The organism is Geotalea sp. SG265 (assembly GCF_022808985.1).
Lineage (GTDB): Bacteria > Desulfobacterota > Desulfuromonadia > Geobacterales > Geobacteraceae > Geotalea.
This window is the reverse complement of sequence record NZ_JAKZFT010000005.1, coordinates 232,406-244,885: the sequence shown is the minus strand read 5'-3', so window position 1 is coordinate 244,885 and position 12,480 is coordinate 232,406. Positions and strand designations below refer to the sequence as shown.

The 12,480-nt window shown below is 57.8% G+C and carries 11 protein-coding genes and 1 other RNA gene; 7 read left to right on the top strand and 5 right to left on the bottom strand.

Features of this window, described 5'->3' with window-relative positions:
• Positions 1-105 precede the first annotated feature (105 nt).
• The 5 genes from recQ to aroF all read right to left on the bottom strand — a co-directional run bounded on the left by recQ (position 106) and on the right by aroF (position 5,221).
• A complete protein-coding gene (gene recQ / locus ML541_RS08395; RefSeq protein WP_243372262.1) occupies positions 106-1,923 on the bottom strand; it encodes a DNA helicase RecQ in 1,818 nt (605 codons plus the stop codon).
• A gap of 6 nt (positions 1,924-1,929) precedes the next feature.
• Positions 1,930-2,610, bottom strand: a complete 681-nt coding sequence (locus ML541_RS08390; RefSeq protein WP_243372260.1) for a lysophospholipid acyltransferase family protein — start codon at positions 2,608-2,610, stop codon at positions 1,930-1,932.
• On the bottom strand, positions 2,610-3,845 hold the full coding sequence (locus ML541_RS08385) for an MFS transporter (protein WP_243372259.1): 1,236 nt from the start codon (positions 3,843-3,845) through the stop codon (positions 2,610-2,612). Before ML541_RS08385 ends, ML541_RS08390 begins: the two co-directional genes overlap by 1 nt.
• Positions 3,846-3,973: 128 nt before the next feature.
• Positions 3,974-4,150: non-coding RNA, 6S RNA (gene ssrS, locus ML541_RS08380), on the bottom strand.
• Between the two features lie 54 nt (positions 4,151-4,204).
• The gene (gene aroF / locus ML541_RS08375) at positions 4,205-5,221 is read right to left on the bottom strand and encodes a 3-deoxy-7-phosphoheptulonate synthase (RefSeq protein WP_243372258.1); all 1,017 of its coding nucleotides are present in this window, start codon (positions 5,219-5,221) and stop codon (positions 4,205-4,207) included.
• A gap of 177 nt (positions 5,222-5,398) precedes the next feature.
• Between aroF and ML541_RS08370 the strand changes: the two genes are divergently transcribed.
• The 7 genes from ML541_RS08370 to ML541_RS08340 all read left to right on the top strand — a co-directional run bounded on the left by ML541_RS08370 (position 5,399) and on the right by ML541_RS08340 (position 12,463).
• On the top strand, positions 5,399-5,686 hold the full coding sequence (locus tag ML541_RS08370) for a DUF507 family protein (RefSeq protein WP_243372257.1): 288 nt from the start codon (positions 5,399-5,401) through the stop codon (positions 5,684-5,686).
• Positions 5,687-5,849: 163 nt separating this feature from the next.
• Positions 5,850-6,122 (top strand): DUF507 family protein, encoded by a 273-nt coding sequence (locus tag ML541_RS08365; protein ID WP_243372256.1) that lies wholly within the window; start codon positions 5,850-5,852, stop codon positions 6,120-6,122.
• Positions 6,122-6,691: a hypothetical protein gene (locus ML541_RS08360; RefSeq protein WP_243372255.1), complete on the top strand. Its 570-nt coding sequence runs from the start codon at positions 6,122-6,124 to the stop codon at positions 6,689-6,691. The genes ML541_RS08365 and ML541_RS08360 overlap by 1 nt, the downstream gene beginning before the upstream one ends.
• 176 nt (positions 6,692-6,867) lie before the next feature.
• Entirely contained in the window at positions 6,868-7,158 is a 291-nt protein-coding gene (groES, locus tag ML541_RS08355) for a co-chaperone GroES (RefSeq protein WP_012645497.1), read from the top strand.
• Between the two features lie 44 nt (positions 7,159-7,202).
• Positions 7,203-8,852, top strand: a complete 1,650-nt coding sequence (groL, locus tag ML541_RS08350; RefSeq protein WP_243372254.1) for a chaperonin GroEL — start codon at positions 7,203-7,205, stop codon at positions 8,850-8,852.
• A 321-nt stretch (positions 8,853-9,173) separates the two neighbouring features.
• Complete coding sequence (locus ML541_RS08345; protein ID WP_243372253.1) at positions 9,174-11,234, top strand: serine protein kinase PrkA; 2,061 nt, start codon at positions 9,174-9,176, stop codon at positions 11,232-11,234.
• A complete protein-coding gene (locus tag ML541_RS08340) occupies positions 11,234-12,463 on the top strand; it encodes a DUF444 family protein (RefSeq protein WP_243372252.1) in 1,230 nt (409 codons plus the stop codon). Before ML541_RS08345 ends, ML541_RS08340 begins: the two co-directional genes overlap by 1 nt.
• The last annotated feature ends 17 nt before the right edge of the window (positions 12,464-12,480 follow it).

Below are 12,480 nucleotides of genomic sequence, written 5' to 3'. Positions count from 1 at the left end.
CTTCTAAGTGCCGGCATTTGGAAATCAGACAATGGATGGGTGAGACAGTGCAAGGTCCGCAGCTGTGGCGACGGAACGAATGGACGAAGTCGCGGCAGCCGCCTCTTACGCTGAGGCAGGAGCGATGCCAGCTGCGTATTCCTGAAGCACCGTCAGGAACTCCTCTCCGTAGCGCCCCAGCTTGTGCACTCCCACGCCGCTCACTGCAAGCAGCCCCTCAGCATCCACCGGTCTGGCCGCGGCCATCTCCGTAAGAGTCGCATCGCTGAAGACGACAAAGGGAGGCACCCCAGCCTCGTCCGCCAGGCGCTTGCGCAGGGCGCGCAGCGCCTGGAAAAGCCCTTCGTCCCGGGGCCGCTCCACCTTGTCCCGTCCCACTTTTTTGGCAGGCACCTGTTTATGGCGCGGCCGGGCCAGGACCAGCCGTTCTTCGCCGCGCAACAGGCCACGAGCCGCGGTCGTCAGCTTCAGCACCGAATAGGAAGCCAGATCCTGCTCCAGATACCCCAGGTGCACCAGTTGCCGTATGATGCTCCCCCACAGGTCCGCAGACATATCCCTGCCGATGCCGTAGGTGGAAAGCCGGTCGTGGCCCAGCGAGCGTATGCGCTGGTTGTCGGCGCCACGCAGCACATCGATGACGTGTCCCATGCCGAAGCGCTGTCCGACCCGATAGACGCAGGACAGGGCCTTTTGTGCCTCCACCGTCGCATCGTAGCGCTCCGGCGGATCTAGACAGACATCGCAGTTGCCGCAATCATGATCGAGGGACGCCCCGAAATAGCCAAGCAGGACCCGCCGCCGGCAGGTGACCGCCTCGGCAAAACCGACCATGGCATTGAGCTTGTGCAGCTCGATCCGCTTCTGCTCCTCATTGGTGCCGTTTTCAATCAGTCCCCGGGCAATGGCAATGTCGCCATAACCGAACAGCAGCAGCGCCTCTGCTGGCAGACCGTCCCGCCCTGCACGTCCGGTCTCCTGGTAGTAGCTCTCGATGTTTTTCGGCAGATCGTAGTGGACAACGTAACGGATATTGGACTTGTCGATCCCCATGCCGAAGGCAACCGTCGCCACCACCACCTGCAGCTCGTCCTTTTGAAAAGCCTCCTGCACCTGGGACCGCTCCCGGTCAGCAAGTCCGGCGTGGTAAGGAGCGGCGGCAATGCCCGACTGAACCAGACGCGCCGCCACCTCTTCGACCCGCTTCCTGCTCAGAGCATAGACGATCCCAGGCTCCCCGGGCTGGCGGCTCGACAGAAACATCCGCAACTGATCGAAGGGCTTGTGCTTTTCCGTCACCAGGTAGCGGATATTAGGGCGGTCGAACCCCGCCACGTAACAGGCAGCCTTCTGCAAGCCCAGGCGCTCGATGATGTCCTGTCTGGTCTGGGAGTCGGCAGTGGCCGTAAGGGCGATTAGGGGAATGCGCGGAAACAGCTGCCGTAAACGCCCGAGCTGCACATACTCGGGGCGGAAATCATGCCCCCATTGGGAAACACAGTGAGCTTCGTCAATGGCAAAAAGGGCTATCGCCATATCCTGCAGCCGCTCCAGGAATGCATCGGACATAAGCCGCTCAGGCGCCACATAGAGCAGATCCAGCGTCCCATCATGCAACTGAGCCAGCACCTGGCGGGCTTTCGCCTCAGTCAAAGAGGAATTGTAGCACTCCGCCCGTACCCCATTGGCCTGGAGGGCATCCACCTGGTCCTTCATCAGCGATATGAGTGGCGACACCACGATGGCCACACCAGCCCGGTGCAAGGCGGGTATCTGGTAGCACAGGGACTTGCCCCCACCGGTGGGCATTATGACAAAGACATCACGACCGGCGATCAGCCCTTCGATGATCTCCTCTTGCGGCTGACGGAACGACTTGTAGCCAAAAACCCTCAGCAGGGTCTGTTGCGGATTTTCCGTCATACCGGTTTATCCTCCTGTTCTACCGCTGGTCCCGGCTGGATGACCTGGCCGGCCCTTCACTGCTCGCAGCAAGCCCTTTCGCCGATATGCTGCAAGTCTCCGTTCGATTCGCCCCATCACCTGATCGGTAACGGCCCGCAGATACGTCTTATCCTTTCGCTTCAACCGGTCCGGATAAACTGGAGTATGAATATCGACCATGATTGATCCGGGTGAAGGTCTCTTTTTCCCCTTGCCGAAAACGACATGAGCACCCCGTATGGTAACCGGCACAATCGGTGCGCCGCTTGCCAATGCCAGAAGAGCCGCCCCCGGTTTCGCCTCGTTGGGTATACCGGTCAAACTCAACCTCCCCTCGGGAAAGATGCCGATGATCCCTCCATCTCTGAGGACTGCCAAAGCCCGTCCCATTGCCTCATTGTCGTTGCCGCTCTGGGTAACGGCAATGGCGCCGCATTTTCTGATGAACCACCCCAGCAGCGGGTGGTGATAAAAAGACTGGTAGATAAGAAAGTGGACCTGGCGGTTGGTGCAGAGGGCAAGCAGCATTGAGTCGAAATAGCTGCTGTGGTTGGCACAGAGGATCAGCGGCCCATTGGCCGGCAGATGCTGCCTTCCCTTGATCTGCAGCAGGTGAAAGATGCGCAGGTAAAAGGAGAACACCACACGGAGCAGCCGGTAAATCATCAGTCACCTGCCTGCCGCATATCTGCATCGATATAAGGAGTACAGAAGAAGCAGAAAAAAGCCGCGATGACAATAGCTGCCGGTGCGATGAGCAGTGCCGAACGGATGCCCCAGAGGTCGGAGAAGAAACCGAGTATGGTCGGCGAAAAGGCATCCCCCAAAGCATGAATGAAGAAAATGTTGACGGCAAAGGCCGTAGCCCGGAGTGTGGGCTTCGTTACGTTGACCAGCACCGTATTGAGGGGGCCGGTGTTGAAGAAGAGAAAAAATTCCGCAACGAAGATGGTGGCAAGGGCGGTTACAAGCGAAGAAGCCATGATGGCGGCAACAGCCAGCGGCGTCCCGATGACGAAGCCCCAGCCGGAGATAAGCAGGTACCCTTTGCTGTTCTTCTTCTGCAGCCGGTCCCCCAGCCATCCCCCCGCCAGGGTACCGGTTATCCCTGCCAGCACCGTAATGGCCCCGAACAGGGTGTTGGCCCGCTCCACGTCCAGGTGATGGACCCGATTGAAAAAGGAAGGTATCCACTGGGAAAGCCCGCCAATGGCAAAGGTCATCGCCGCCATGGCCAAAGTGGCAATGACGAATGAGCGGTTCCGAGCCAAGGTGGCGAAGGCATTGGGCTCTCCGCTCCTATCGTCGGCCGGGGAGCCTTTACCCTTTCGGGGGTCACGGAGAAAATGAACCGGCAGGGCCAGAAGCAGCCCCGGCACCCCCACCAGCAGGAAAGCGGCATGCCAGCCGAGCCTTTGGCCGATCACCCCCCCCAGCAGATAGCCCAAGGCGCTTCCCACCGGAATGGCCAGATAGAAATAGGACAGCACCCTACCCCGCCGCTCCTTTGCAAAGAAATCGGAAAGCAGCCCTGGTGAGACGGTGCCGAAACTGGCCTCGCCAATGCCGACGACGGTTCTGGCGGTAAGAAGCGTGCGATAACCAGGGGCAAATCCCGCCAGCCCCGTCGCCAGGCTCCAGGTAGCCAAGCCGAGGGATGCCAAGTGAATCCGATTCCCTCGATCGCCTATCCGGCCGAAAAATGGCGCCGAAAGCATGTAGCAAAGCATGAAGGAGCTGCCGAGAAGGCCGAGCTCAGTGTCAGAAAGCCGCAGATCGGTTTTAATCAGGGGGAAGACCGCGTAGAGCACTTGGCGGTCGATGTAGTTGAGCAGGTTGACCGCCAGAAGAAGCGCCAATGCATAGCGGGAATAGGTGCGGGTAACGGTTTGATCGTTCACGATAGGGCACCAGCCTCAGGTGGAAATGAGAGGGCAACGTATCATGTTTACCACGAAAAAGCCACTGGGCAATGAACGACCTTCCAAAAGCAGAAACGGGAAGCTCCGTCGGAACTTCCCGTTTTTACTATCTCTCCACCATGCCGTTGGTCGGGGGCCTCACAGCGAGTTCCCTAACAGGTGGGCTCCTTTATGCTGCTTCAGGCAATTCCCGCAAAGGGGCAGCACACCACAGCTTAAAAAGGCGCCCATTCAATGATTATTCCGCAGGGGCTTTAAAAACCTCACGAGCAGGGCAGAGAGAAACTAAGTTTTGAGGTAATGTTATCCCGCTCCATCGAATAAATCAAGGGGCTTTTTCAGCCGGGGAAGCCTAGGAACTGCCTCAGCTTGACCACCTCATCCATCAGCCGGTCGAACCCCTGGAAAGTCAGTGACTGGGGGCCATCGGAGAGGGCCTTTTCCGGCTCGGGGTGGACCTCAACGAGGATGCCGTCGGCACCCGCAACCAGTGCCGCCTTGGCCATGGGAGCAACCAGGGCACGTTTGCCCGTGGCATGGGAAGGATCGACCATGATCGGCAGATGGGACATTTCCTTGATAAGCGGCACCACCGACAGATCCAAGGTATTGCGGGTGGCGGTCTCGAAGGTGCGGATGCCCCGCTCGCAGAGGATGACGTTCGGGTTTCCTTCAGCAAGTATATATTCTGCGGCGGCAAGAAATTCTTCGATGGTGGCGCTCATGCCGCGCTTGAGGAGAACCGGCTTCCTGATCCGCCCCAATTCACGCAACAGGTCGAAATTTTGCATATTCCTCGCTCCAACCTGGAGGAGGTCGGCATATTCCGCGATGACAGCGATATTTTCCGGGCTCATCACCTCGGTGACGATGGGTAACCCGCTCTCCTTGCCGGCAAGGGCCAGAAGCTTCAATCCCTCCTCCCTGAGCCCCTGAAAGGTATGGGGCCCGGTTCTCGGCTTGAAGGCCCCACCACGCAGAAGGACTGCGCCGGCAGCCTTGACCGCCAGGGCCGTCTTGACGATCTGCTCCTCGCTTTCCACGGCACAGGGTCCGGCAGCAACTACCGGCGGGCATCCCTCTCCTATCCTGACGCCGCAGACGTCGATGACGCTGCTCTGGGGATGGAAGGCCCGGGAGACGAGCTTGTATGGCTTGGAAACATGAATCACCTCCTGCACCCCAGGAAGATCCCGGATCACCACATCATCCACATAACCGGTGTTGCCGAGCACTCCGATGGCGGTCCGCTCGCTCCCTGGTATCGGACGCGCCTGGTAACCCATCCCCTCCACCGCCTCGGCAACGGCAGCGATCTCCGCCTGACCGGCAGTATAACTCATCACTATCAGCATATCAGGATCCTCCCACCAATCTTAATCACGTTTAAGATAACAGGCAGCACCTTTCGGGTCAACGAAGAATTGCCGTTCTGCTTTCTTCAGATGGCATCTAATCTGTTGCTTTTTTGTTAGGATAAGGTACATTAAGCCATTGCAACGAGCCAAGCCAATAAAAAAAGGGGATGCCCCATGAAACTCAGGGAAGACCAGATCGGCAGGATGGCGGAGAAAATACTGGGGGACCTCTCGGCAGCCGGGCTCATCGACCTTAAGCAGGATCGCACCGCCGCGCTCAATGCCGTTAAAAGCGCCGTTACCGCCGACATTAAGGCAGAAGAAGCTTTGGAAAAAGATGCCGCTCAGCTGCTGGACCAGACCCTGCGCAGTATGGGGAGCGGAGCGACCGGCATCGACCAGCACAAGATGCTGCGCATGATCAAGGAAAAGCTGGCCAAAGAACGGAAGATCGTCCTCTAACAGGTTGTTGAAAAACGTCGAGAGGAGGCCGAGATGCAAGGCTTAAGCGAGCGAAAAGCCGAAGCGTACCCACTGTACGCTGAGGTTTTGAACGAGTGATAACGCAGCAGATCGGACCCGCAACAGTTTTTCAACAGCCTGCTAATCTATAATCGGGGTGACTATGCAGGTTTCAGAAGACAGGATTTCACACATTGCCCACAAAATTTATGATAAACTCTGGCGGGACGACCTGGCAGATTTCCCCGACGAGGCACGCGCCCTGAATGTCATCAAGGACTCCATCGCCGGGTTCTTCTCAGTGGCCGAGGATATCGACCAGGCCGTGCGTAAAAAACTGGCATCCTATTCCCAGCCCAAGGTCCCTGGGAGCAGGGAATGGGAAGTGCTCTACCAGAAGCATTACGCCGAAGAGCTGGCGAAGAGGAAATGGTGATGGGCAAAACTCCGCAGGCAGCAAGGATAGTCTTGCTGCTGGCCATAGTGCTGCTGCTTCTGGCGGGATGCGCACCGGGACGCCAAGTTACCATGTCCCCCGCCTTCAATCCGGCACCGGAAGATAACATCGTTTACATTGTGCCCTTCGCGCAGAGCCTCGTCCCGCAGGATTTTTACGAAGCAGTATTCGACAATTTCGTGGACGATCTGAACAAGAACCGCTCCCGCACCGATGTGCAATGGTATTATATTCTCAAAGAAGACCTCAAGGACATCGACCCGGCATGGCTGACCCGGCAGGTCTACATCACCGGCGAGCTGTGGGGTTATATCGAGAATTCCGGCTGCTGCTCCACGGAACTCCGGGCAAAGGCCCGGCTGCGCCTTTTCGAAATGGAGCAGCGGGATGCTACCCTTGAGATGTTTTTTCCCGTTGAAACTTTTTTCGAGCATGACCGCTCCACCCTGACCGACGAACGGCAACGCCTGGCAAAGGGCTTGGCCAAGCAGATGGCGGATGCCATCACCGACATCTTTGCCCGGCGCAAATCGACCCAACCTCGCTGAGTTCCCCCTCCTCCAGGGCCCAGCCTTTCCTTCCTTGATTTTTTTTCCATTAATGACTTGATTTTTGCCCCTGCCATGTTTATATTTACCCCATGTTTAGCACTCAGCAGCAAGGAGTGCTAATATTTTTTCCCGATCGCAATTCCATTTAATCCCAAGGAAAGGAGAAGTATCGCATGAAGCTGAGACCAATGCAGGACCGTATCATCGTCAAACGGGTTGAGGAAGAGACCAAGACCGCCGGCGGAATCTACATCCCTGAGACCGCCAAGGAAAAGCCCCAGGAAGGCGAAGTGGTGGCAGTAGGCAACGGCAAAAGGACCGAAGACGGCAAGATCCTGCCGCTGGATGTCAAGGTCGGTGACAAGGTGCTCTTCGGCAAATATTCCGGTACCGAAGTGAAGGTTGAAGGCCAGGACTACCTGATCATGAGAGAGGACGACATCCTCGGTGTCATCGAAAAGTAATAAAATCCATTAACCACTGAATATTCCAAGGAGGATAACTTACAATGGCAAAGGTTATAAAATTTGACCAGGAAGGCAGAAACGCATTCCTGAAAGGTGTAAATACTCTTGCTGACGCAGTAAAGGTCACCCTCGGCCCCAAAGGCCGTAACGTCGTCATCGAAAAATCGTTCGGTGCCCCCCTCATCACCAAGGACGGCGTCACTGTTGCAAAAGAGATCGAACTGGAAGACAAGTTCGAGAACATGGGCGCCCAGCTGGTGAAAGAGGTTGCCTCCAAGACTTCCGATGTCGCCGGTGACGGTACCACCACCGCTACCGTGCTTGCCCAGGCCATCTACCGCCAGGGTGCAAAGCTGGTTGCTGCCGGCCACAATCCCATGGAAATCAAGCGCGGCATCGACAAAGCCGTCGAAACCCTCGTTGCCGAACTGAAAAAACTCTCCAAGCCCATCAAGGACCATAAGGAAATCGCCCAGGTCGGCACCATTTCCGCCAACAACGACAAGACCATCGGCGACATCATCGCCGAGGCCATGGAAAAAGTCGGCAAGGAAGGGGTCATCACCGTCGAGGAAGCAAAAGCCATGGAAACCTCCCTTGAGACCGTCGAGGGTATGCAGTTCGACCGCGGCTACCTCTCCCCCTACTTCGTCACCGATCCGGAGCGCATGGAAGCCAACCTGGAGAACGCCAACATCCTCATCCACGACAAGAAGATCTCCAACATGAAGGACCTCCTCCCGGTTCTGGAGCAGACTGCCAAAACCGGCCGTCCGCTCTTGATCATTGCCGAGGACATTGAAGGCGAAGCCCTTGCAACCCTCGTGGTCAACAAGCTGCGCGGCGTGCTCAATATCTGCGCCGTCAAGGCCCCCGGCTTCGGCGACCGCCGCAAGGCCATGCTGGAAGACATCGCCATCCTCACCGGCGGCAAGGTCATCTCCGAGGAAGTTGGCTTCAAACTTGAGAACACTACCATGGATATGCTCGGCCAGGCCAAGAAGATCACCATCGACAAGGACAACACCACCATCATCGATGGTGCCGGTGCCGAAGCCGATATCCAGGGCCGCGTCAAGATGATCCGCGCCCAGATTGAAGAGACCACCAGCGACTACGACCGGGAGAAGCTCCAGGAGCGCCTCGCCAAGCTGGTCGGCGGCGTTGCCGTTATTAAAGTCGGTGCTGCCACCGAAGTCGAAATGAAAGAAAAGAAAGCCCGCGTTGAGGATGCACTGCACGCAACCCGCGCTGCCGTTGACGAAGGGATCGTTCCTGGCGGCGGCGTCGCTTACCTGCGTGCCCTTTCCACCCTGGAAAGCCTCAACCTCCCCACCGAGCAGCAGTTTGGTGTCAACGTCATCAAGCGCGCCCTTGAGGAGCCGATCCGTCAGATCGCCCAGAATGCCGGTGTCGATGGTTCCATCGTCGTCGACAAGGTGAAGAACGGCAAGGACGCCTTCGGCTACAACGCTGCCGAGGACGAGTACGTGGACATGATCCAGACCGGCATCATCGACCCGACCAAGGTATCCCGCAGCGCCCTGCAGAATGCCTCCTCCATCGCTGGTCTCATGCTGACCACCGAAGCGATGATCGCCGACAAGCCTAAAGAAGAAGGCGCAATGCCCGCAATGCCCGGCGGCATGGGGGGTATGGGAGGAATGGGCGGCATGGGCGGCATGATGTAAGACCAAGGGCTGCGCCTTTCGCGCCATCTCGGTACCGTCCTCGGCGACCGCCTTGTGCGGGGTAGCGCTGCTACCCCTCCGCGGGGCCTCCTGCGGGGGCACCGATCTGTCGTGAAAATCACAGCCCATCAGCCGCTGTGGTAATATGAAAAGGGAGTGGACAATCATCCGCTCCCTTTTTTTGTACCAATAAATCAGCCTCTTGGCCTGCCATCTCCCCCTTGAGCCCCGCCAGCCTCGGAAAATTTTCTTCATGAGCTTGGAGAATGGAAATTCTGTGCAATAATCAAATCTGACATAACCCATGCTCTGGAGGGAACCATGAACAGCAACCATGCCTGCACTCTCAATCAGCATCTCATGGAGGTCAAGGAAGGGAAGCGGTGCTTTGAAAATGCCTTCCAGGGCGTAGCGCGGATGATCCTCGAAGGAAACATCGAAAAGATCGTCGTCAACGGTAAAACCACCTACGACTTCATGATCTTCCGCACCGGCAGAAAGCACCCAGTGGGGATGTATGACGAGATCAACAGCTTCGTCTCTTTCGTCAAGGATGCCGCCGAAGGGGGCTCCTCCAAGGAGATGGCCTTTGTTCTTGTCGGTGAGCCGGGGAACGGCAAGACCTTCTTCGTCGAGTACCTCTGTGCCAAATATCGTGAGTTCCTCAGCCGTCCCGAAAACCGGCGCTACACCTACCAACTGGTCAACATGGATAAGCTGGGGCATTACGGCCGCATTGCCACCATCGAATCCCAAACCTACGAAGATCCAATGATCCTGGCCATGAATCTCTTCGAGAGCCTGGACCAAAGCCGGGAATTTCTCGCCAGGACCGCCGGTTTCACCGACCGCGAGATCGACAAGGCCTTCGAGAACTACCGCCCCCTAGGCGCTGATACGGGCTACATCTGGAACGACCTGCGCAAGCACACTGGCGACAATATGGAAGAGATGCTCAAGTACGTGGAGGTCATCCCGGTGCCCCTGACCGAGACACTGGGGACCATCACCGGCAAATATGCCGCCAAGGACAAGATCACCTCATCGGCAGTGGATCTGCTGGGTGAGGAGTCAATCCAGCGGCTCCTGCACGTCACCGACGTGAACAATCCCTACCGCTTCGATCTACGCCGCGGCGCCCTGGCGCGGGTTGCTGGCGGCGGTATCCATTTCAGCGATGAGATTTATAAGAACAAGAAGGACCTGGTCCAGGTCTACCTGGGGGTGATTCAGAACCGGGTCATCGAGATCGACGGCTATCGCTGGCCCATAGATACCTTGATCATCGCCACCAGCAACAACTCCGAGTTCAACCACTTCCTAGCCGAACGGGAAGAGGCGCCCATCATCGACCGCTGCCGGGTCTGCTACGTCTCCCACAATACCAACTACCGCATGCAGGAAACCTTGACCAGCTACGCCATCGGCACGGAAACGAAGACCACCCTCACCAAAGAAGCGCTGCACCAGGACCCGAACCTCAATTATTCCGCCTCGGTGGCCACGGTCATGACCCGGCTTCCCCGCTCGGAGAAGCTCACCCCCATTGAGACCCTCAAGCTGGCGGCTGGGGAGGTCGCCGGAGAGAAGAGCCTGAAAACCCTGGCCGAAGTGGTGGACATGCTCAGCCAGGAGCCGGATATCACCAAGCGCTTCGGCCAGAAGGGGCTTGGCCAGAGGAACCTGGGGCGGGCGGTGCAACTCATGGTGGAAAGCTCGGAGACCAACGAGGGGCGTTGCATGATCGCCGTGGATGTCTTCAAGGCCTTGGAACGGATAGTGCTCGATTATGTTTCCGACGCCAACGACCGGGCGAAATACCTGGAGGATCTGAAGGTCGCCAAGTCGCTCTACCGGGAACGGATCATGACCGAGATGTTCAACGCTTACATGGACGAACCGTTCGCCATCCGCAAGGACGTGCTCAACTATGTCAACATGATCATCGGCATTGACGCGGAGAACCTTGGGCCGGACAAGATGTGGAAATACAAGGATCCACAGACGGGGGAGCTGAAGGCCCTGCGCATCGACGAACGCTACGTGCGCAACATCGAAGAGCGCCTGGGGCTCAAAACCGAAGAGCAGCGGGAGTCGTTCCGCACCTCCATCCGCAAGATCTACGGGCAGAAGATTTCTGTGGAGCCCAACTACGATTTCATGGACAACCTGGAGCTGGTCAAGGCGGTCACGGACGTGCGGCTGAAATCAGATATCGCCGGCGCAGGCAGCCTGATTGGAGCCCTGGCCAACCGCACCAACGAAGAAAACCAGAAGCTCTATGACCGGATGATCACCACCATGCTGGAGAAGCTCAATTACTGCCGCACCTGCGCCCAGAAGACCATCGAGTACTTCTGCAGCCAGGAGGATGAGATCTAGTGGCCGATTTCGACCCCAACAAGAATCCTTTCGCTTCCCTGGAGCCACCCAACGCGGAAGGAACCTACACGACCCGCATCCGCTCCATCCATGATCTGCTGGAACGGGACAAGATGCGGGAAAAGGACGGATTTCCGCGCAAGATCCGCATCGGCAAGCTGGTCAAGCCGACCCGCGGCGGCAAGGAGAAATTCGTCGTCATCCCCACCACGGTGGAGGAGAAGTTCTACCATGACAGCGTTCCCTCCCCTACCGGCGAAGAGAATGCCACCGGAGGAACAGGCAAGGAGGAGGAAGGGGACATCCTGGGAGAGCGGCCGGTCCGTCCCGAAGAGGGGGCCGGCGAAGGGGAGGCGGGCCAGGGAGAAGGGGAAGGGCACGAACTGGAATCAACCGCCTACGACCTGGGCAAAATCCTCACCGAAACCTTCGAACTCCCGAACCTGAAGGACAAGGGAAAGAAAAGCTCCCTCACCCGCTACACCTACGACCTCACCGACAAGAATAGGGGTTTTGGCCAGCTTCTCGACAAGAAAGCGACCATGCGCAAGATCCTGGAGACCAACATCAGCCTGGGCAACGTCCCGGATATTGCCGACATCGACACGACCCGCTTTCTCATCTCTCCAAAGGACAAGGTCTACCGCATCCTCTCCCGGGACATCGACTACGAGTCCCAGGCGCTGGTTTTCTTTATCCGCGACTACTCTGGCTCCATGGAGGGGAAAGCGACGGAGCTGGTGGTCTCCCAGCATGTGATGATCTACTGCTGGCTTCTCTACCAGTTCGCTCGCCAGGTGGAGTCACGTTTCATCCTCCACGACAACGAGGCGCGGGAGGTGCCCGACTTCGAGAGCTACTATCGCCTGCGGGTCGCCGGCGGCACCAAGGTTGCCTCCGCCTATCGGCTGGTCAACGAGATCGTCGAAAAGGAGAGCCTGGCCAAGGACTACAACATCTACGTTTTCCACGGCACCGACGGCGACGATTGGGACACGGAGGGGGTGGAGGCGATCCCGGAGATCAAGCAGATGCTCACCTACACCAATCGCATGGGGATCACCATCGCCGAGCACGCCTATGCCGCTGGCCGGCATTCGGAAGTGGAACAATACCTGATCAATTCGGGGCTCCTCAGGGAGCGGGCCGACGTACTGCGCCTCGACGTCCTCGACGAGGAGGCGGAAGAGCCGCGCCTCATCGAGGGAATCAAGCGGCTCATTTCTTAACGCAAACACTGGAAATC

What these genes read in the sequence shown, in the direction of transcription:
- recQ (WP_243372262.1), bottom strand. Translation starts at nt 1,923, where the DNA reads ATGACGGAAAATCCGCAACAGACCCTGCTGAGGGTTTTTGGCTACAAG.
- ML541_RS08390 (WP_243372260.1), bottom strand. Translation starts at nt 2,610, where the DNA reads ATGATTTACCGGCTGCTCCGTGTGGTGTTCTCCTTTTACCTGCGCATC.
- ML541_RS08360 (WP_243372255.1), top strand. Translation starts at nt 6,122, where the DNA reads ATGGGCAAAACTCCGCAGGCAGCAAGGATAGTCTTGCTGCTGGCCATA.
- ML541_RS08365 (WP_243372256.1), top strand. Translation starts at nt 5,850, where the DNA reads ATGCAGGTTTCAGAAGACAGGATTTCACACATTGCCCACAAAATTTAT.
- aroF (WP_243372258.1), bottom strand. Translation starts at nt 5,221, where the DNA reads ATGCTGATAGTGATGAGTTATACTGCCGGTCAGGCGGAGATCGCTGCC.
- ML541_RS08345 (WP_243372253.1), top strand. Translation starts at nt 9,174, where the DNA reads ATGAACAGCAACCATGCCTGCACTCTCAATCAGCATCTCATGGAGGTC.
- groES (WP_012645497.1), top strand. Translation starts at nt 6,868, where the DNA reads ATGAAGCTGAGACCAATGCAGGACCGTATCATCGTCAAACGGGTTGAG.
- ML541_RS08370 (WP_243372257.1), top strand. Translation starts at nt 5,399, where the DNA reads ATGAAACTCAGGGAAGACCAGATCGGCAGGATGGCGGAGAAAATACTG.
- groL (WP_243372254.1), top strand. Translation starts at nt 7,203, where the DNA reads ATGGCAAAGGTTATAAAATTTGACCAGGAAGGCAGAAACGCATTCCTG.